Origin of the sequence: Xanthomonas graminis pv. graminis (assembly GCF_030168915.1) — a bacterium.
Taxonomy (GTDB): Bacteria; Pseudomonadota; Gammaproteobacteria; order Xanthomonadales; family Xanthomonadaceae; genus Xanthomonas_A; species Xanthomonas_A translucens.
On sequence record NZ_CP076255.1, the window covers coordinates 3,104,394 to 3,122,499 of the forward strand.

The following is an 18,106-nucleotide window of genomic DNA, read 5'->3' on the forward strand; positions in this document are numbered from 1 at the left end:
TTCCGGACCATCATGACCAACACCGACACCATCACCGAGCAGGAATTCGGCAAGTTCCAGCGCTTCATCTTCGACGCCGCCGGCATCACCATTTCCCCGGCCAAGAAGGCGATGCTGTGCGGGCGCCTGGGCAAGCGCCTGAAGGCGCACTCGCTGCAGACCTACACCCAGTACATGAAACTGCTGGAAAGCCGCGAAGGCAGCGGCGAGGTGCAGACCGCGATCGACCTGCTGACCACCAACGAAACCTATTTCTTCCGCGAACCCAAGCACTTCGAGCTGCTGCGCAAGCTGGCCGGCGAGCACAAGGGCAACGCCCCGTTTCGGATCTGGAGCGCAGCCAGTTCCACCGGCGAAGAGGCCTACAGCATGGCGATGGTGCTGGACGACACGCTGCAGGGACGCCCGTACGAAGTGGTCGGCACCGACATCAGCACCCGCGTGCTGGCCAAGGCGCGCACCGGCCACTATCCGCTGCAGCGCATCGAACACATGCCGCCGGCGCTGCTCAAGCGCTACTGCCTGAAAGGCCGCGGCGAATACGAGGGCAGCCTGCTGATCGACCGCAAACTGCGCGACAACGTGCGCTTCCTGCACGCCAACCTCAATGCGTCGCTGCCCAACCTCGGCCAGTTCGACGTGATCTTCCTGCGCAACGTGATGATCTACTTCAACGGCCAGACCAAGCGCGAAGTGGTCGCGCGGGTGCTGTCCGTGCTCAAGCGCGGCGGCATCTTCTGCATCGGCCATTCGGAAAGCCTGAACGACGTCAACAACGAGGTGGTGCAGGTGGCGCCGTCGGTGTACCGCAAGCCATGAGCACCGCTGCCGCTTTTCAAAGGAACCACCGATGACGACGACGATCAAGGCCATGGTGGTCGACGATTCGGCGGTAGTGCGCCAGGTGCTGGTGGCGGTGCTCAACGAAGCGCCCGGCATCGAAGTGATCGCCGCGGCCGCCGATCCGCTGCTGGCGATGGACAAGATGCGCCAGCAATGGCCGGACGTGATCGTGCTGGACGTGGAAATGCCGAAGATGGACGGCATCACCTTCCTGCGCAAGATCATGAGCGAGCGCCCCACCCCGGTGGTGATCTGCTCCACCCTCACCGAAAAGGGCGCGCGGGTGACCATGGACGCGCTGGCCGCCGGCGCGGTAGCGGTGGTGACCAAGCCCAAGCTCGGGCTGAAGCAATTCCTCACCGACTCGGCCGACGAACTCGTCGCCACCGTGCGCACCGCCGCGCGCGCCAACGTCAAGCGCCTGGCCGCGCGCAGCGCCGCGCCGCAGGTGGAAGCGGAGATCAAGCACACCGCCGACGTGATCCTGCCGGCGCAGGGCGGGCGCCCCTTGGCGCAGACCACCGAACGGGTGATCGCGATCGGCACCTCCACCGGCGGCACCCAGGCGCTGGAAGAAGTGCTGACCGCGCTGCCGCGGGTCAGCCCCGGCATCGTCATCGTCCAGCACATGCCGGAGAAGTTCACCGCCGCGTTCGCCGCACGGCTGGACAGCCTGTGCCAGATCGCGGTGAAGGAAGCGGCCAACAACGACCGCGTGGTGCCGGGTCGCGCGCTGATCGCGCCCGGCGGCAAGCACATGCTGCTGCGCCGCAGCGGCGCGCAGTATTTCGTCGAAGTGGTGGACGGGCCGCCGGTGAACCGGCACCGGCCGTCGGTGGACGTGCTGTTCCGCTCCGCCGCACGCGCCGCCGGCGCCAATGCGCTGGGCATCATCATGACCGGCATGGGCGACGACGGCGCGGTCGGCCTGCTGGAGATGCGCCAGGCCGGCGCGCGTACCGTGGCCCAGGACGAGCAGAGCAGCATCGTGTTCGGCATGCCCAAGGAAGCGATCAAACGCGGCGGCGCCGAGAAGATCCTGCCGCTGGGATCGATGGCGCGCGAGATCGTGCAGCAGCTCGGCTAGCCGGCGCTGCACGCCGTGCGGGGCGCCTGCCTCTGATGCGCTGGGCGGCGGCGGGCGGCGTTCGCCTTTTCAAACAAAACTACGTGCGATGCGGAACCGGCACGCACAGGATTGGCGACACTTCGGCGGCGACGGGCGCTAGCGGCGCCCACCCATCTCCAACAGCCTGCCACAGATATCCCCATGCCCATCCAAACGAAGTATCAGGGAATTTATTCTCAGGCACTTAACAACACCGAACGAGACGAACAGCGATTCAATGCGGAAGTGACTGTTCATCTGGATCATCTCGGCTCGCAACCCAGCGGCAATCAGTTGCTCGATGAACTGACGGCACTGAGCAATCAACGGCGCCATAAACTCACCATCCGTGAAGCCACTCCTTCCCGGAAGGGCCCCACAGCCGAACCGGTGCTGTCCTACCATCAGTTGCAAAAACATTCCAGCCTGCAGGAATATAGCGAAATCAAAGAAGTCGCCGGCAGGCAATATGCACTGAAGAAGGAAGACGGCCGCAATGAGGGATCGAGCGTTGTCGTGTCATGGAGCCCCTATCAGACGAGCATGGGGCTGGACAGAGACGGATATCCGACCGGCCCGACTAGAAGCAACAACTACAAGGTCAGCTTGCTGGCCCATGAGCTCGTGCATGCGAAGCACATGATGGCAGGCAGCTGGAAAGGAAGTTATGACGATCCCGACGATGCCAGCACGGCAACCGGTCAGGAAGAACTGCGTGCGGTGGGCCTGGAAGACTACGAATATTCGCTGACCGGCAAACCTTCTGAGAACTCGGTGCGCGCCGAGCACGGCTTGCCCATGCGCACCAGATATTAATAGCTCCACCGCTTGAGCGGCACTGCTCCGGGGCGATGCCGCCGAGTTTCGAGGCCTTGTGGGTTGGCAGTCAGGGAATGCGTCGGCGCGGCGAGCGAGCCTGAGCGGCGGCACGGCGCGGCAATGGCTCACCCCGAGTTGATGTGCTCCTTGCAGTACAACCGCCGGTACGCGCTTGGGGTCATGCCCAGGCGCTGGCGGAAGATGCGGCGAAAATAGCCGCCATCGCTGAAACCGGCGCGCTGCGCGACCTCGTCGACACTGCAGGTGTTCACCAGCAGCAGTTTCTCGGCGAAGGCGATGCGCTGGCGATGGATCGCCTCGGTCAGCGTGGTGGCGAACGCGCGGCGGTAGATGCGGCCCAGATAGTCCGGGTTGCAGTGCAGCTGCGCGGCCAGCGCGGAGGCGCTGAGCGCGGTGTGGAACTGGGTGCCGATCAACTGCCTGGCGCGGTACGCCAGCGCCACCCCGGCGCGGTCGCTGTCGTGCGGATCGGGCCAGGCGCCGGCCACGCATTGCAGCATCGACAGCACGATCGGCTCCAGCATCGGCAGCGTGCGCCGTTCTTCCTGCTCGCCGAGGAACCAGCGGAACAGGCCGACGAAGCGCTCCGGATCGCGGATCGCGGTGCGTTGCGGCATCGACAGCAGCGTCGCGCCGGCCGTGTCTGCCGCGGCCGCTGCCAGTTCGAAATGCACCCAATAGAAACGCAGTTCGTCGGAGAAGCGGCCGAGGCCGGCGTGCTCGCGCCCCGGCCACAGGATCAGGGTCTCGCCGGGGGCGATGTGGAAGTGGTGGTCCTGTTCGCGGATCGACAAGGTGCCGCGCTCGACGAAGATCAGCTCATAGGACTGGATCACCCGGGTCGGATGCGCGCCGACCCCGCGGGAAATGAACAGGCCGCCGTTCTGGACCCGGATCGGATAGGCGACGGCGAGTTCGAGCATGTAGGAAGCGTCTCTGCATCGCGAATGGCACGCTGCACTGCAGCATGAATTGCACGGCATCGCCGTGTGCGCCGCCGCGGCCGCGCAGGTCGGAATCGTACCGTTTTTATACTGCACCGGCTCTTGTTCCGATGCCGGCGGCGTGCGACTTTGCGTTGGCGCCGTCCCCGCGCCCGCCAGGAACCGTCCCGTTGAATGCGACCGCCGTTGGCCCCGTTGCCGCAGGCGCCGAACAGGCCGCCACGCACCGACTCTCGCGCCTGGAAAAATTCGGCTACGGCCTGGGCGATGCCGGCGGCACCATCGTTACCTGCCTGATCGCCAACTTCCTCACGTTCTTCTACACCGACGTATTCGGCCTGACCCCGGCGCTGGTCGGCACCCTGTTCACCGTGCTGCGCATCGCCGACGCGGTGTCCGACCCGCTGATGGGCCTGCTCGCCGACCGCACCCGCAGCCGCTGGGGCCGCTTCCGCGGCTGGCAGCTGTGGATCGCGCTGCCGATCGGCATCGCCTGCGTGCTGACCTTCAGCACCCCCCAGCTGAGCTATGCGGCCAAGGTCGCCTATGCCTTCGCCAGCTATTTCCTGCTGTCGCTGTGCTACACCGCGATCAACGTGCCGTACTGCGCGCTGATCAACGGTATGACCAGCGACCACCGCGAAGTGGTGTCGGCGCAGTCGTGGCGCTTCGTGCTGTGCGGCATCGCCGGCTTCCTGGTCTCGGTCGGGTTGCCGTGGCTGGTGCGGGTGCTCGGCGGTGGCGATGCCGCGCACGGCTACCAGCTCGGCGTGGGCCTGCTCAGCGGGCTGGCGGTGGCGATGTTCCTGTGCTGCTTCTTCGCCGTGCGCGAGCGCGTGCCGGTCAGCCTGCTCGGCAAGGCCAGCATCGGCGAGCACCTGCGCGGGCTGTTGCGCAACGACCAGATGCGGCTGGTGCTGCTGATGTCGTTCCTGCTGATCAACGTGTTCAACATCCGCGGTGGCGGCTATCTGTACTTCATCGGCTACGTGCTCGGCGGCGGCGCCGGCTACACCTCGCTGTTCTTCGCGATGGTGGCGCTGGCCACGGTGCTCGGCGCGATCGTGGTCAATGCGCTGTGCCGCCGCTTCGATCCGCTGGCGCTGTACCTGCACACCAACCTGGCGCTGGCCGCGCTGGGCGTGCTGCAGTGGTGCATGCCCAGCGGCCCGGCGCAGCAGACGCTGTGGCTGTGGCTGATCTTCGTCAACTGCCTGGTGCTCGGCTTCGCGCTGCCGCTGCATTTTTCGATCATGGCCTTCGCCGACGACTACGGCGCGTGGAAGAACCGGATCCGTTCCTCCGGCATCAACTTCGCCTTCAACCTGTTCTGCATCAAGCTGGCCTGGGCCTCGAGCGCGCTGGTGATCAGCTACCTGTTCGTGCGCGTGGGCTACCGCGCCGGCGCCGAACACCAGACCGCCGCCTCGTTGCAGGCGATCACCCTGCTGGAAACGCTGATCCCCGCCGCGCTGCACCTGCTGCTGGCCGCGGTGATCTACCGCTGCCGCCTGCGCCGGCCGCTGCTGGCCGAGATCGGCGCCGATCTGGCCGCACGCCCGGTGCACTGACCGCTCCCCTCCTCCTCCCCACAGGACCGCCGCCTCCATGCCGCATTCGCTCGCCCCGCCGCCCGAACTCCCGCTCGACCGCCTGCGCATCGCCGACCCGTTCTGGCAGCGCTACCAGCGCCTGGTGCAGGAGGTGGTGCTGCCGTACCAGTGGGACGCGCTCAACGACAACGTCGCCGATGCCGAACCCAGCCACGCGATCGAGAACTTCCGCATCGCCGCCGGGCGCAGCGACGGCGCGTTCTACGGCATGGTGTTCCAGGACAGCGACGTGGCCAAGTGGCTGGAAGCGGTGGCCTACCTGCTCGCGCAACATCCCGATCCGGCGCTGGAGCGCGATGCCGACGCCACCATCGAACTGATCGGCGCCGCGCAGCAGGCCGACGGCTACCTCAACACCTATTTCACCGTGAAGGCACCGGAACAGCGCTGGACCAACCTGGCCGAATGCCACGAGCTGTACTGCGCCGGACACATGATCGAAGCCGGGGTCGCCTACCACCAGGCCACCGGCAAGCGCGCGCTGCTGGACATCGTGTGCCGGCTCGCCGACCACATCGACGCCACCTTCGGCCCCGGCGCGCAGCAACTGCATGGCTATCCCGGGCATCCGGAGATCGAACTGGCGCTGATGCGCCTGTACGAGGCCACCGGCGAGCCGCGCTATCTGGCGCTGACCCGCTACTTCGTCGAGCAGCGCGGCACCACGCCGCACTACTACGACGAAGAATACGAAAAGCGCGGCCGCAGCTTTTTCTGGGGCGGCCACGGGCCGGCGTGGATGATCGAGGACAAGGCCTACAGCCAGGCGCACGTGCCGGTCGCGTTGCAGACCAGCGCGGTCGGGCACGCGGTGCGCTTCGTCTACCTGTACGCCGACGTGGCGCACCTGGCGCGGCACAGCGGCGACGCCGAACTGCGCGCGACCTGCGAGCGCTTGTGGGAGAACACCACGCAGCGGCAGCTGTACCTCACCGGCGCGATCGGCGCGCAGAGCTACGGCGAAGCCTTCAGCGTCGACTACGACCTGCCCAACGACACCGCCTACAACGAAAGCTGCGCCTCGATCGGGCTGATGATGTTCGCCAACCGCATGCTGCAGCTGGCGCCGGACAGCCGCTACGCCGACGTGATGGAGCGGGCGCTGTACAACACGGTGCTGGCCGGCATGGCCCTGGACGGGCGCCACTTCTTCTACGTCAATCCGCTGGAAGTGCATCCGCCCACGGTGCACGGCAACCACGGCTTCGACCACGTCAAACCGGTGCGCCAGCGCTGGTTCGGCTGCGCCTGCTGCCCGCCGAACATCGCCCGCGTGCTGACCTCGCTCGGCCACTACCTCTACACCCGCCGCGACGACACGCTCTACGTGAACCTGTATGTCGGCAGCGATGCGGCGTTCGACGTGGACGGGCAGACCCTGACCCTGCGCCAGCGCGGCGAGTACCCGTGGCAGGAACAGGTCGAACTGAGCGTGGACTGCGACGCGCCGGTCGAAGCCGCGCTGGCGCTGCGCCTGCCGGACTGGTGCCGCGCGCCGCAACTGCGCCTCAACGGCGAAGCCGTGGCGATCGCGGCGCATCTGCAGCACGGCTACTGCGTGCTGCGTCGGCGCTGGCAACGCGGCGACACGCTGCACCTGCACCTGCCGATGCCGCCGATGCGGGTCAGCGGCCATCCGCGCGTGCGCCATCTGGCTGGCAAGGTCGCACTGCAACGCGGGCCGCTTGTGTACTGCCTGGAGCAGGCCGACAACGGCACGCAACTGCACCAACTGCGCCTGCCCGCCGACGCGGCGATCCGCACCGAACCCGGCAGCGGCACGCTGGCCGGCCAAGTGCTGCTGCGGGCCGAAGGCGAACGCCTGCACGGCCAAGACGATGCGCAGGCCGACGCCATGCCGCTGTACCGCTACGACGCGCCGCCGCCGTCGCGGCAGGCGCAGACCCTGACCTTCGTACCCTACTTCGCCTGGGCCAACCGCGGCGAAGGCGAGATGCGGGTGTGGGTGGACGCCAGCGGCGACGTCTGAGCTTGCGCGCCGCCGCGCGGCGCGCTTACACCTCGGCGAGGATCTACTCGGCGAGGATCTACTAGCGCCGGCGTTCGGATTCCGCCTGATCGACCAGGCCCTGCGCACGCAACGCCTCGAGCGCCCGCAGCCGCATCTCCACCGATGCCGCGGGCGGCAGCGGCAGCGGCGGCGGCGCAGCGGCGTTGCGCGACGCTTGCGCACGCCGGTCGGCGCGCATCGCCAGCCACACCGCCGCGAACACCAGCACCGGCAGCGCCAGCAGGACCGACATGATCACCAAGTGCCAGATGCTGAAACCGAACATCGCATCCTCCTTGATGCGGCAGGTAGTACCTGCGTATTACTTGGCCTTGCCCTGGTTGGCCACCGCCTCGGCCGCCTTCTTCGCCGCTTCCGGATCGCCGAGATAGCGGTAGGACTGCACCTTCAATTCGTCGTCCAGCTCGAACAGCAGCGGGATGCCGGTGGGAATGTTGAGTTCCAGGATTGCTTCGCGCGAGACGCCGTTCAAATACTTGTACAGCGCGCGCAGCGAGTTGCCGTGCGCGGTGACCAGCACGGTCTGCCCGGCCTTCAGCTGCGGCGCGATCGCATCGTGCCAATACGGCAGCACGCGCTCCAGCGTGGTCGCCAGCGACTCGGTGGCCGGCAACGCATTGCGATCGAGCGTGGCGTAGCGGCGGTCGTGCAGCGGATGGCCCGGATCGTCGGCCGCCATCGGCGGCGGCGGGATGTCATAGGAACGGCGCCAGATCTTGACCTGCTCCTCGCCGTGCTTGGCCGCGGTCTCGGCCTTGTCCAGGCCCTGCAGGCCGCCGTAGTGGCGTTCGTTGAGGCGCCAGCTCTTGTGCACCGGCAGCCAATCCTGATCCAGTTCCTTCAGCGCGCCCTGCAGGGTGTGGATGGCGCGCTTGAGCACCGAGGTATGCGCCACATCGAACTGCAGCCCCTCCTCGCGCAGCAGGCGCCCGGCGCCGGCGGCTTCCTGGCGGCCTTGCTCGGTGAGATCCACATCCACCCAGCCGGTGAAGCGGTTATCCAGGTTCCACTGGCTCTGGCCATGGCGCAACAGTACGAGTTTGCGGGTCACTGCGACGGTCTCCGTTGGGGGAATGGGTGGGTCGTGCGGCCCTGGATTGTAGCGGCATCGCCGTAAGCGGATGCCGTGGCGGCCACATCGCGCAGATCGTTGCAGGAGCGCTTCAATCCCGATGATGCCCCCCCTCTACCTGTAGGAGCGGCTTCAGCCGCGACGAGCGGAGCCATCCAGCTATCCGGCTTGGGAAACCGTCGGGACTGAAGTCCCTCCCACAATGCACCCAGCCGGCTCGCTGCAAGTCATTGTGGGAGCGACTTCAGTCGCGACGCGCGGAGCCATCCAGCTGCCGGGCTTCGGAAGCGATCGTGACAGATGGACCAGGAAAAGGTCGGGATCGCAGTGGCTTTGGCGGCCTGTCGCGACTGAAGTTGCTCCTACACCACCTCGCCAACTGCAGTGCCCCAAGCCGACCTGCTCCGGCAACGGCAGCCGCACCGGCCTGCACGCCACAGCCACGAGCGCAGCGCGATCATCCACACATGGACATCTCCCCGCACAACACGGTCTTCGGCGACTGGGACGGCAGCATCGTGCAGGCGCGGGCGCTGCAGGCCGCGCTGGCCAAACAGGTACGGCTGCACGACGAGGTGCCGGACCCGCCGCGCTGGCTGGCCGGGTTCGACGTCGGGTTCGAGGACGAAGGCCGCATCACCCGCGCCGCGGCGGTGCTGATCGATGCCGAGACCTTGCAACCGCAGCAGGCCGAGATCGCCCGCGTGCCGACCTCGATGGCGTATGTGCCGGGCCTGCTGAGCTTTCGCGAACTGCCGGCGCTGCTGGCCGCGCTGGCCCTGCTGCGGCAGCGTCCGGACCTGGTGTTCGTCGATGGCCAGGGCATCGCCCATCCGCGCCGGCTCGGCATCGCCGCGCACTTCGGCGTGGTCACCGGCCTGCCCAGCATCGGCGTGGCCAAGAAGCTGCTGGCAGGACGCTACGACGAACCCGGTCCGCAGGCCGGCGACCGCAGCCCCATCGTGCACCGCGGCGACACCGTCGGCTGGGCGCTGCGCAGCAAGCCGCGCTGCAATCCGCTGATCGTCTCGCCCGGCCACCGCGTCGCGGTAGACAGCGCGCTGGCGTGGACCCTGCGCTACCTGCACGGCTACCGGCTACCGGAGCCCACCCGCCTGGCCGACCGGCTGGCTTCGCGCCGCGGCGAGGTCGTGGTGCGGGCAGGCGCCACCGATCAACTGCTGTGAACGAACGCCTCGCGCACGCACAGACACGGGCGACGCCGCGCAGGCCACCATCGCGGGAGCACTGCGGCGGCGCCAGCGTGACGGATTAGTGGTCGGTGATATGGATACCACCCGCGGCGTCGATCCGGAAAAAGATGAGGTTCTTATCAGACGGCGGCTGGAAGCTCGGGGGATTCCCAGACCTCGCAGCAATATGCTCGCTGCAAGAGTAACCCGAAGATTGGACCTGGTAGCTGACCGCGCTGTTGAGACCCGGACCTTGCGTGCTACCGCCAAACCTCACCGGATAGCAGCCCGCTATTCCTCCTTCAGCGAAGAGGATCAGCGAGTGCACCCTAGGGGACACGCTCACGATGTGGCTATGGACCTCGTGTTGCACGATGGCTTGCGCGCTCGCCAGGCAAGGCATCAATGCCGCCAACGCCACGACGCACAGGGACTTTGCTTTCTTTTCTAAGATCGATGACACCATGCGACATTTCCTCAGTTGGGGAAGACTCTGAAAACACGCTTCGATCATTTCATGGCATCGTCAAGCCTGTCACCTTGAACGACGCAATTCCGCTTTGACCATTCGTTTACCGCGCCACCGCTTCGCTTTTATCATCATCGGCCAGGCGCTGCGCAGCAAGCCGCGCTGCAATCCGTTGATCGTCTCGCCCGGCCACTGCGTGACGGTGACGGTGGACAGCGCGCTGGAGTGGACCACCCTGCGCTACCTGCGCGGCTACCGGCTGCCGGAACCGACCCGCCTGGCCGACCGGCTGGCCTCGCGCCGCGACGCGGCGAGCGTGCAGGCGACCGCCGATCGCCTGCTGTGATGCAACCGAGCTGACTGCCGCCACTGCCTCGATCACACGAGCTGTACGGCCTGCACGCGCGTCCCCGCCACCGCAGTCGCGCTGCGGAGATGCCTACGCGAAAAAAGGATCAGCGATCATAGGCAGTGAAGCCATTCGCGTCGAGCTTGACTTCTATGCCCCTAGGGCCCGCAGTTAAACCCACGTATTTTGCGGTCAGACCAGCCATGTTAGTAGCTGGTGCACAGTTGGTACTAGACCACGCGCTAAAGTGATAGATATAGCCAGTCATCACAGTTACCTGTGGATTATTGTTATTTAGCAACTGGGTACAAGTCCTGCCCGGACCTTCACTGCCATCACTTTTCTCCGTTACCAATAACACAGCCCGTGCGTTGGGAACCGAGTTGGAATAGTAGATAGTCATATTTCTAATGTTGTTTTGCGCGTTGACAGATCCGGCAGCGAATGCGGCCAGCACGATGACGGCGCTGTGGAATCTGCGAAAGTTCAAAGACATTGCCATGGTGACGTTCCTCGGGGAGAAATAAGAATACAGAGATGATGAAGATACGCCGCGCTGACCATTCAATGGCAACCTGGCTCCACGACGCATCATTTATAATTATACTCATGCCCCGAACGGAAAATCTGGGCGAAACTCGCAAAATCGCAGACAACAATGGCGCAGTTTCACACTATGCGACTCCCCCTGAATCGCATCACGATCGGGCCCTGGATTACGTGCCGACCAAAATGCTGATCGGGCTACGGCTTCGTCGCCTCGGCGCTGCCGGTGTGGCTGCTGCTGGCACCGCGCGACTACCTGTCCACCTTCCTCAAGATCGGCACCATCATCGCCTTGGCCCTCGGCATCCTGGTAGTCATGCCCGACCTGAAGATGCCGGCGCTGACCCAGTACGCGCACAGTGGCATGGACCCGGTATGGACCGGCGGCATCTTCACGTTTCTGTTCATCATCCTCGCCTGCGGCGCAGTGTTCTGACTGTTGCAGCAAACGAGGCCAGCTATACCCGACCGTTACTACGCTGTGCCGTACTCGGCCATCGTCTCGCCCCTAGCAGGCTGCGGAAATACCAATTTGGACCTGACAAACCCACACCGGTGAGCTGTCCCCTGTGAATCCTGCGTCCTCTGCTGACATCGGACGCCTCAGATTCCACGCAGAAGCCCCAAAACGGGGTATCCCAAGACGACAGTCATAGGCCCTGTGGAGTTTTTCAGCAGCCTGCTAGAGCTTGATTGCGATCGGGCTCCCACGGGGTGGAGTCAGTGACCGCGCCGGCGCACAATGCGGTCATCCTAGCGGCGCGGCGCGGCAGGACTCGCTGCTGTTAGACCGTGTGGTGAGCGCTGTCGACGCTGCCCTCACATAATGGTGATACCACTGTTGTTGATCACGATAGACATGTCAGGTATGGCCGTGAAATTCAAGCGAAATCCGGCCATTGAGGTTCCGGCACTGCAGCCGCGATCAGACATGCCAATAGCTGTATATCTGTCCCCACTTGACAGCGGCTTGTCCGACACAACCACCACTTGATCTTCAGGAAGCGGATGGCAACCGACACCCGCCCCACTACCAGAAATCAAGAGCGCCTTAACATTTCCAACATGATTTTCGATCTCAAAGTCCGATCTAGAATTCTGCGCGGCCGTCGATCCGGCGGCGAGCACTGTAGACACAGCGATAATCGGCAGCACGGCCTTGCGGATAATATTGAATTTTGAAAATTCCAGCATGATGGCACCTCAATTTAATTGAAAGGAGAATGCAGAGAATACGCCAGCATCAGAAATATGGTCGTGCGCAACCTGATGGTTGTACGCAGCCTGCACGATTATCTCTACATCTCCTCCTATCGCCAATTAAAAAATCATAAAGTTGCATAAAAAAAATGTGCCGCATGGCGCGCTATGCGATTTTGGCAGACGGGCATTCCATTAGCTCATACATCGTCATATTGGCGATATAGCGCTTGCCATCTGACCGCGCATGGCCAGGACCCGCTCTTTGCCCTTGGTCGCGAGACACTCCGTCTGGATGTAGCGCTACGCCTGGACACACTCCCGTGCGAATCGGTCGCGCCTCGATCCGCATCCCAATTGTCAAGTGTCGCCAGCTGGGCTATGGTTCGGACAGCGGCCGGGTAACTGCAGCCGCACACCGGACACGCACTGCGTAGCGGCATGCACTGCACGTGGATCCCGCAATGGACTGAGGGTGACGTTCTGTGCCGGCCTGCGTCGGCGTGCGCTGAAGATCGATGCCGCCGCAGTGCGGCGACGCATTGGGATATCGCGAATGAAGGTTGCACACTGGCTCACCGGCCTGTCGCTCCTGCCTGCCGTGCTGGCGGCGGCCACGGCCATGGCGCAGCAGGCGCAGAATTGCCCGCCACTGCCAGCGCAGTCCAATCTGCAGCGCAGCGACAAGGGCTTCATCGTGTGCCGCGCGACGGCCGCCGACGGCCGCCAGGTGTTGGGCATGATGCTGACCTCGCGCGACCCGAATATCCCGCTGGCGCGCAATCTGCGCGAAGAAAAAGGCAGCATCGCCGGCGAGAGCATGCACTGGTACCGGCCCGACCTGGGCGGCGTGGACGCGCCCGGCCTGGCCTCGCGCCGGGTCACCGTGGTCGAGCTGAGCAAGAACCACTACGCGCAAGTGTGGATCGACGCCGGCGACGTGCAGGAACTGCAATCGCTGCAGTCGCTGGTGCAGGGCCTGGACCTGCGTACGACCAGCGTAGCGCTGGATCGCTGAGCCAGGCAAAGCCCTTTGTAGGAGCGGCTTCAGCCGCGACAGAATCCATCGGTAACGCCTGTCGCGGCTGAAGCCGCTCCTACAGGTTTCATGGCGTGTCGATCGACACCCCAAGCCGCTGCAACCGCCCTTCCTGGAAATCGACGAAGGCCTGCACCAGCGCCTCCCGGGTGTTCACCACGAACGCGTGCCGCGCCACCGGCTCGCGCAGCGGGCGGCCGGCGAGCAGGATCGGCCGTGCGCCCGCATCGCCGGCCTGCAGCTGCAGCCCCTGGCCACCACCGGGCACGGCCGGGACTGCGCCGGCAGCGCGCGCCCTCCCCTCACCACAGTGTCGCGGCGCCCGATGCACTCGCCCAGCGCCGCGGACTACGACCAAAGGACTAGGGCCATCACCTGCCCCGGCATTGACCCCCCAGGCCATCGGGGCGACCCTTGCGGGAATCTCGTGGGGGAGCGATCTGCATGAAAGGGTTTTCCAAACTGGCCTGGGCCGCGCTCGCGGTGCTGGCGGCGTTCTGCCTGGGCACCATCGCCCTGCGCCGCGGCGAACACATCAACGCGCTGTGGATCGTGGTCGCCGCGGTCTCGATCTACCTGATCGCGTATCGCTTCTACAGCCGGTTCATCGCCACCAAGGTGATGCAGCTGGACCCCACCCGGGCCACGCCGGCGGTGCTCAACAACGACGGCCTGGATTACGTGCCGACCAACAAGCACGTGCTGTTCGGCCACCACTTCGCCGCCATCGCCGGCGCCGGTCCGCTGGTCGGCCCGGTGCTCGCCGCGCAGATGGGCTACCTGCCCGGACTGCTGTGGCTGGTGGTCGGGGTGGTGTTCGCCGGCGCGGTGCAGGACTTCGTGGTGCTGTTCCTGTCCAGCCGCCGCAACGGCCGCTCGCTCGGCGACCTGGTGCGCGAGGAGATGGGCCAGATCCCCGGCACGATCGCCCTGTTCGGCGCGTTCCTGATCATGATCATCATCCTGGCGGTGCTGGCGATGGTGGTGGTCAAGGCGCTGGCGGAAAGTCCGTGGGGCATGTTCACGGTGATCGCGACGATGCCGATCGCGATCATGATGGGCGTGTACATGCGCTACATCCGCCCCGGCAAGATCGGCGAGATCTCGGTCGTCGGGCTGATCCTGCTGCTGGCCGCGATCTGGTTCGGCGGCAAGGTCGCCGCCGATCCGACCTGGGGCCCGGCCTTCACCTTCACCGACGTGCAGATCACCTGGATGCTGATCGGCTACGGCTTCGTCGCCTCGGTGCTGCCGGTGTGGCTGCTGCTGGCGCCGCGCGACTACCTGTCCACCTTCCTCAAGATCGGCACCATCATCGCCCTGGCCATCGGCATCCTGGTGGTCATGCCCGACCTGAAGATGCCGGCGCTGACCCAGTACGCGCACAACGGCATGGGCCCGGTGTGGACCGGCGGCATCTTCCCGTTCCTGTTCATCACCATCGCCTGCGGCGCGGTGTCCGGCTTCCATGCGCTGATCGCCTCCGGCACCACGCCCAAGCTGCTCGCCAACGAAGGCCATATGCGCTACATCGGCTATGGCGGCATGCTGATGGAATCGTTCGTGGCGGTGATGGCGCTGGTCGCCGCCTCGATCATCGAACCGGGCGTGTATTTCGCGATGAACGCGCCGGCCTCGATGGTCGGCAGCGACGTGGTCGCGGTCGCGGCCAAGGTCAGCGAATGGGGCTTCGCGATCACCCCCGAGGTGCTCGAGGCCACTGCCCGCGATATCGGCGAGACCACCCTCCTGGCCCGCGCCGGCGGCGCGCCGACCCTGGCGGTGGGGATCGCGCAGATCCTGCACCAGCTGTTGCCGGGCGAAGACATGATGGCGTTCTGGTACCACTTCGCGATCCTGTTCGAAGCGCTGTTCATCCTCACCGCGGTGGACGCCGGCACCCGCGCCGGGCGCTTCATGCTGCAGGACCTGCTCGGCAACTTCGTGCCGGCGCTGAAGCGGACCGAATCGTGGAGCGCCAACATCGTCGCCACCGGCGGCTGCGTGGCGCTGTGGGGCTACCTGCTGTACACGGGGGTCAAGGATCCGTACGGCGGCATCCGCACGCTGTGGCCGCTGTTCGGCATCTCCAACCAGATGCTGGCCGGCATCGCGCTGATGCTGGGCACCGTGGTGCTGTTCAAGATGAAGCGCGACCGCTACGCCTGGGTCACCATCGTGCCGGCGCTATGGCTGCTGCTCTGCACCACCTACGCCGGGCTGATCAAGATCTTCGATCCCAACCCGGCGCAGGGCTTCCTGGCGCAGGCGCACAAGTTCCAGGACGCGATCGCCAGCGGCACCCTCACCGCCCCGGCCAAGACCGTACCGCAGATGCAGCAGATCGTCACCAACGCCTACGTCAACACCGGGCTGACCGCGCTGTTCCTGTTCGTGGTGGTCTCGATCCTGATCTATTCGGTCAAGACCATCCTCGCCGCGCGCCGCAACCCGCAGCGCAGCGACAGGGAAACCGCGTACGTGGCGCTGCAGCCGCACCAGATGGCGGACATCTGATGACGACCGAACTGGTTCCGGTCGGGCAATACCAGGCGCACCGCCGGCTGTGGCGGCGCCTGGTGCAGACCGCGCGGCTGTGCTGCGGCATTCCCGACTACGACAACTACGTGCGCCACGTGCTGGAGAAACATCCCGACCGGCAACCGATGGACTACAAGACCTTCTTCCGCGAGCGCCAGGAAGCGCGCTATGGCGGCAAGAGCGGGTTTCGCTGTTGTTGAAAGGCCGGGAGTGGGAATGACCAGCCATTCGGCTGTGGAAAGCCGGGATTGGCAACGGCGGGAGTGCGGTGCCTGAGGGCATCGCGGCTGCGGAAGGCACGCCACGACGCTTCGGTGCGTGAGCGCGCCTCCGACATGCGTTGAACACGCGCCATCCCGTGGTTGAACACGCGCCATCCCGTGTAGGAGCGGCTTCAGCCGCGACAGGCAGCCCGGAGAAGACACGCACCACGAATGGCGAGACGCTGTCCGGAGCGGCTCTTTCCGTCCGCAACGCTCCGCGGCAAGGTACCCGCTAGCGGACAGCCCAGGCTCTGCGTTTGTGCGTCGCCGCCACCCGGCAGCGCGACCTCCCGATCGAAACTACGCCGCCGCCGCGCTCACCAGTTCCGCGTAGACCTGCGGCAACTGCCGCATATGCTCCATCACCGCGGCCACGCCGAGTTGACGCAGGGTGTCGGCATGCCCCGGCGGGATATGCATCGCGCCGGTGAAACCGATCACGGTCATGCCCGCGGCCAGCGCGGCGCTGGCGCCGGTGGCGCTGTCCTCGATCACCAGGCACCGCGGCGGCGCCGCGCCCAGCGTGTGTGCGGCCAGCAGGTACACGTCCGGCGCCGGCTTCGGCCGCGCCACCATGTCGGCGCTGAAGATGTGGCCGTTCACCCGCTCGGTCAGGCCCGCGCGCGCCACCGACGCCACCACGCTGTGGCGCTGGCTGTTGGAGGCGACCGCCAGCGGCAGCGGCAGCGCCAGCAAGGCTTCGCGCACCCCGTCGATCGCTTGCACCTCGGCGGCGATCAACGCTTCCGAACGCCGCTGGATCTGCTCGAACAGGCCCGGCGGCAAGGCCACCGCGAAATGCCGCTGCACCCGCTCCACGATCTCGCGCGCGGTCTGGCCGAAACTGCCGGCGAGGTAGGCCTCCAGTTCGGCCCGCGGCACGTAGGCGCCCAGCGCATCGAACATGACCCGGTCGGCCAGCACCTCGCTGTCGACAAGCACGCCGTCGCAGTCGCTGATCAGCAGATCGAAGGGGGTCGCGGTCATCGCAAAGGCCTCGGAGGAAACCCACATTATGCCAAGTTGCGCATGTATGCCGCCTGCGTGCGGCAGCGCCGATGCGCGCGCTTGGCCGCGGTCGGGCGACGCCCCGCTCCAGGCGCGAACCCGCGTTTCGCGTCGATCGGCGTTGCGCCGCGCATGGCCCCGCCATGCAGGTCGCGCGCGCTTTGTCACAAAACCTTACCGAACCGGCACCGGACAGCTGCTAGCATCGGTCGCGGTGGCAAGGAACGTCGCCACCGGCAACAGGAACGCGAACAGGAAAGGAGCCCTCCATGCGCAAGCAGTTCCCCGCCCTGATCGCGCTTGCGACCTCGATGTCCATCTCGGTCTCATGCGCCGCCCCGCCCGGCGCCAAGGAGCAATCTGCCATGTCAGCCACGCTGCAGGATCACTCGGTCGCGTTCCGCGATCCCCAACTCGCCGACATCGCCGCCGCCGTCGCGCGCGGCGATGCCGCCCGTATCGCCGCGCTCGCGCCGGGCGTGGACCTGTCCGCGCACGGCGACCAGAACGTCACCCTGCTCGAATATGCGATCTGGCACGAACAGCCGCGCGCGCTCGGCGCCTTGCTGGACGCCGGCGCGAACCCGGCCGAACCGGGCATGGATCAGGAAACCGTGGTGCACATGGCGGCAGTGGCCAAGGATCCTCAATACCTGAAGCTCCTGCTGCAGCACGGCGCGCCGGTGGATCCGGTCAGCGCACGCGGCCACTGGACGCCGCTGTTCCGCGCGCTGCAGAGCAAGCGCGACGAACAGATCCAGTTGCTGCTGCAGGCCGGCGCCGATCCGCACCGGGTCGATGCCAGCGGCAACTCGCTGCTGCACCTGGCCGCGCAGAGCAGCGCCGGCAATCCATGGGTGCTGAAACTGCTGCAGGCCGGGGTCGATCCGGGCCTGCGCAATGCGCAACAGAAGACCTTCCAGGCGTATTTCTTCGCCACGCCCGAGCGCCTGCTCAACAACACCGCGCAGCAGACCCGCGCCGCGGTACGCGACTGGTTGAGCGCCCACGCCATCCCCCTGGAAGCGACCCGCTGAGGCAGCTGT

17 protein-coding genes and 3 pseudogenes are annotated in these 18,106 nt (G+C 66.0%); 12 read left to right on the forward strand and 8 right to left on the reverse strand.

Going from position 1 to position 18,106, the window contains the following annotated elements; translation table 11 throughout:
• The first annotated feature begins 12 nt into the window (after positions 1–12).
• The 3 genes from KHF85_RS13415 to KHF85_RS13425 all read left to right on the forward strand — a co-directional run bounded on the left by KHF85_RS13415 (position 13) and on the right by KHF85_RS13425 (position 2,767).
• Complete coding sequence (locus tag KHF85_RS13415) at positions 13–819, forward strand: CheR family methyltransferase (RefSeq protein ID WP_284567037.1); 807 nt, start codon at positions 13–15, stop codon at positions 817–819.
• 31 nt (positions 820–850) lie between these two features.
• A complete protein-coding gene (locus KHF85_RS13420) occupies positions 851–1,930 on the forward strand; it encodes a protein-glutamate methylesterase/protein-glutamine glutaminase (RefSeq protein WP_284567038.1) in 1,080 nt (359 codons plus the stop codon).
• A 183-nt stretch (positions 1,931–2,113) separates the two neighbouring features.
• Complete coding sequence (locus KHF85_RS13425) at positions 2,114–2,767, forward strand: type III secretion system effector protein (protein ID WP_284567039.1); 654 nt, start codon at positions 2,114–2,116, stop codon at positions 2,765–2,767.
• Positions 2,768–2,895: 128 nt separating this feature from the next.
• Here the strand turns inward: KHF85_RS13425 and KHF85_RS13430 are convergent, their stop codons facing one another.
• Positions 2,896–3,714, reverse strand: coding sequence for a helix-turn-helix transcriptional regulator (locus KHF85_RS13430; protein ID WP_284567040.1), 819 nt, complete (start codon positions 3,712–3,714; stop codon positions 2,896–2,898).
• Positions 3,715–3,905: 191 nt separating this feature from the next.
• Between KHF85_RS13430 and KHF85_RS13435 the strand changes: the two genes are divergently transcribed.
• The gene (locus KHF85_RS13435) at positions 3,906–5,306 is read left to right on the forward strand and encodes an MFS transporter (RefSeq protein ID WP_409976618.1); all 1,401 of its coding nucleotides are present in this window, start codon (positions 3,906–3,908) and stop codon (positions 5,304–5,306) included.
• A gap of 37 nt (positions 5,307–5,343) precedes the next feature.
• Positions 5,344–7,338: a glycoside hydrolase family 127 protein gene (locus KHF85_RS13440; protein ID WP_284567042.1), complete on the forward strand. Its 1,995-nt coding sequence runs from the start codon at positions 5,344–5,346 to the stop codon at positions 7,336–7,338.
• A 61-nt stretch (positions 7,339–7,399) separates the two neighbouring features.
• Here the strand turns inward: KHF85_RS13440 and KHF85_RS13445 are convergent, their stop codons facing one another.
• On the reverse strand, positions 7,400–7,645 hold the full coding sequence (locus tag KHF85_RS13445; RefSeq protein WP_284567043.1) for a hypothetical protein: 246 nt from the start codon (positions 7,643–7,645) through the stop codon (positions 7,400–7,402).
• 36 nt (positions 7,646–7,681) lie between these two features.
• Entirely contained in the window at positions 7,682–8,431 is a 750-nt protein-coding gene (gpmA, locus tag KHF85_RS13450) for a 2,3-diphosphoglycerate-dependent phosphoglycerate mutase (protein WP_284567044.1), read from the reverse strand.
• A gap of 488 nt (positions 8,432–8,919) precedes the next feature.
• On the opposite strand from gpmA, the gene nfi reads away from it, so the two are divergent.
• Positions 8,920–9,639, forward strand: a complete 720-nt coding sequence (gene nfi, locus KHF85_RS13455) for a deoxyribonuclease V (RefSeq protein ID WP_284567045.1) — start codon at positions 8,920–8,922, stop codon at positions 9,637–9,639.
• Positions 9,640–9,724: 85 nt separating this feature from the next.
• Here nfi and KHF85_RS13460 read toward each other — a convergent pair whose 3' ends face one another.
• The gene (locus tag KHF85_RS13460; protein WP_284567046.1) at positions 9,725–10,111 is read right to left on the reverse strand and encodes a hypothetical protein; all 387 of its coding nucleotides are present in this window, start codon (positions 10,109–10,111) and stop codon (positions 9,725–9,727) included.
• Positions 10,112–10,247: 136 nt separating this feature from the next.
• On the opposite strand from KHF85_RS13460, the pseudogene KHF85_RS13465 reads away from it, so the two are divergent.
• Positions 10,248–10,460 (forward strand): annotated as a pseudogene (locus KHF85_RS13465) (endonuclease V); the annotation flags it as partial.
• Positions 10,461–10,569: 109 nt separating this feature from the next.
• Here KHF85_RS13465 and KHF85_RS13470 read toward each other — a convergent pair.
• Positions 10,570–10,965, reverse strand: coding sequence for a hypothetical protein (locus tag KHF85_RS13470; protein WP_284567047.1), 396 nt, complete (start codon positions 10,963–10,965; stop codon positions 10,570–10,572).
• A gap of 240 nt (positions 10,966–11,205) precedes the next feature.
• Here KHF85_RS13470 and KHF85_RS13475 point away from each other — a divergent pair.
• A pseudogene (locus KHF85_RS13475) lies at positions 11,206–11,439 on the forward strand (carbon starvation CstA family protein); the annotation flags it as partial.
• Positions 11,440–11,828: 389 nt separating this feature from the next.
• Here KHF85_RS13475 and KHF85_RS13480 read toward each other — a convergent pair.
• Positions 11,829–12,203, reverse strand: coding sequence for a hypothetical protein (locus KHF85_RS13480; protein WP_284567048.1), 375 nt, complete (start codon positions 12,201–12,203; stop codon positions 11,829–11,831).
• Positions 12,204–12,765: 562 nt separating this feature from the next.
• On the opposite strand from KHF85_RS13480, the gene KHF85_RS13485 reads away from it, so the two are divergent.
• Entirely contained in the window at positions 12,766–13,227 is a 462-nt protein-coding gene (locus tag KHF85_RS13485) for a hypothetical protein (protein ID WP_284567049.1), read from the forward strand.
• Positions 13,228–13,315: 88 nt separating this feature from the next.
• Here KHF85_RS13485 and KHF85_RS13490 read toward each other — a convergent pair.
• Positions 13,316–13,575 (reverse strand): annotated as a pseudogene (locus KHF85_RS13490) (pirin-like C-terminal cupin domain-containing protein); the annotation flags it as partial.
• Between the two features lie 117 nt (positions 13,576–13,692).
• Here KHF85_RS13490 and KHF85_RS13495 point away from each other — a divergent pair.
• Both KHF85_RS13495 and KHF85_RS13500 read left to right on the forward strand, forming a co-directional pair.
• On the forward strand, positions 13,693–15,765 hold the full coding sequence (locus KHF85_RS13495; protein ID WP_284567050.1) for a carbon starvation CstA family protein: 2,073 nt from the start codon (positions 13,693–13,695) through the stop codon (positions 15,763–15,765).
• A complete protein-coding gene (locus tag KHF85_RS13500) occupies positions 15,765–15,989 on the forward strand; it encodes a YbdD/YjiX family protein (protein WP_284567051.1) in 225 nt (74 codons plus the stop codon). The genes KHF85_RS13495 and KHF85_RS13500 overlap by 1 nt, the downstream gene beginning before the upstream one ends.
• A gap of 363 nt (positions 15,990–16,352) precedes the next feature.
• Here KHF85_RS13500 and KHF85_RS13505 read toward each other — a convergent pair whose 3' ends face one another.
• Positions 16,353–17,039 (reverse strand): HAD-IA family hydrolase, encoded by a 687-nt coding sequence (locus KHF85_RS13505; RefSeq protein ID WP_284567052.1) that lies wholly within the window; start codon positions 17,037–17,039, stop codon positions 16,353–16,355.
• A 290-nt stretch (positions 17,040–17,329) separates the two neighbouring features.
• Here KHF85_RS13505 and KHF85_RS13510 point away from each other — a divergent pair, with 290 nt between their 5' ends.
• Positions 17,330–18,097 (forward strand): ankyrin repeat domain-containing protein, encoded by a 768-nt coding sequence (locus KHF85_RS13510; protein WP_284567053.1) that lies wholly within the window; start codon positions 17,330–17,332, stop codon positions 18,095–18,097.
• Positions 18,098–18,106 lie beyond the last annotated feature (9 nt).

Coding starts and splice junctions, on each gene's coding strand:
- KHF85_RS13480 (WP_284567048.1), bottom strand. CDS start 12,203: ATGCTGGAATTTTCAAAATTCAATATTATCCGCAAGGCCGTGCTGCCG.
- KHF85_RS13510 (WP_284567053.1), top strand. CDS start 17,330: ATGCGCAAGCAGTTCCCCGCCCTGATCGCGCTTGCGACCTCGATGTCC.
- KHF85_RS13505 (WP_284567052.1), bottom strand. CDS start 17,039: ATGACCGCGACCCCCTTCGATCTGCTGATCAGCGACTGCGACGGCGTG.
- KHF85_RS13425 (WP_284567039.1), top strand. CDS start 2,114: ATGCCCATCCAAACGAAGTATCAGGGAATTTATTCTCAGGCACTTAAC.
- KHF85_RS13460 (WP_284567046.1), bottom strand. CDS start 10,111: ATGGTGTCATCGATCTTAGAAAAGAAAGCAAAGTCCCTGTGCGTCGTG.
- KHF85_RS13420 (WP_284567038.1), top strand. CDS start 851: ATGACGACGACGATCAAGGCCATGGTGGTCGACGATTCGGCGGTAGTG.
- KHF85_RS13430 (WP_284567040.1), bottom strand. CDS start 3,714: ATGCTCGAACTCGCCGTCGCCTATCCGATCCGGGTCCAGAACGGCGGC.
- KHF85_RS13500 (WP_284567051.1), top strand. CDS start 15,765: ATGACGACCGAACTGGTTCCGGTCGGGCAATACCAGGCGCACCGCCGG.
- nfi (WP_284567045.1), top strand. CDS start 8,920: ATGGACATCTCCCCGCACAACACGGTCTTCGGCGACTGGGACGGCAGC.
- KHF85_RS13445 (WP_284567043.1), bottom strand. CDS start 7,645: ATGTTCGGTTTCAGCATCTGGCACTTGGTGATCATGTCGGTCCTGCTG.
- KHF85_RS13440 (WP_284567042.1), top strand. CDS start 5,344: ATGCCGCATTCGCTCGCCCCGCCGCCCGAACTCCCGCTCGACCGCCTG.
- KHF85_RS13485 (WP_284567049.1), top strand. CDS start 12,766: ATGAAGGTTGCACACTGGCTCACCGGCCTGTCGCTCCTGCCTGCCGTG.
- KHF85_RS13470 (WP_284567047.1), bottom strand. CDS start 10,965: ATGGCAATGTCTTTGAACTTTCGCAGATTCCACAGCGCCGTCATCGTG.
- KHF85_RS13415 (WP_284567037.1), top strand. CDS start 13: ATGACCAACACCGACACCATCACCGAGCAGGAATTCGGCAAGTTCCAG.
- KHF85_RS13495 (WP_284567050.1), top strand. CDS start 13,693: ATGAAAGGGTTTTCCAAACTGGCCTGGGCCGCGCTCGCGGTGCTGGCG.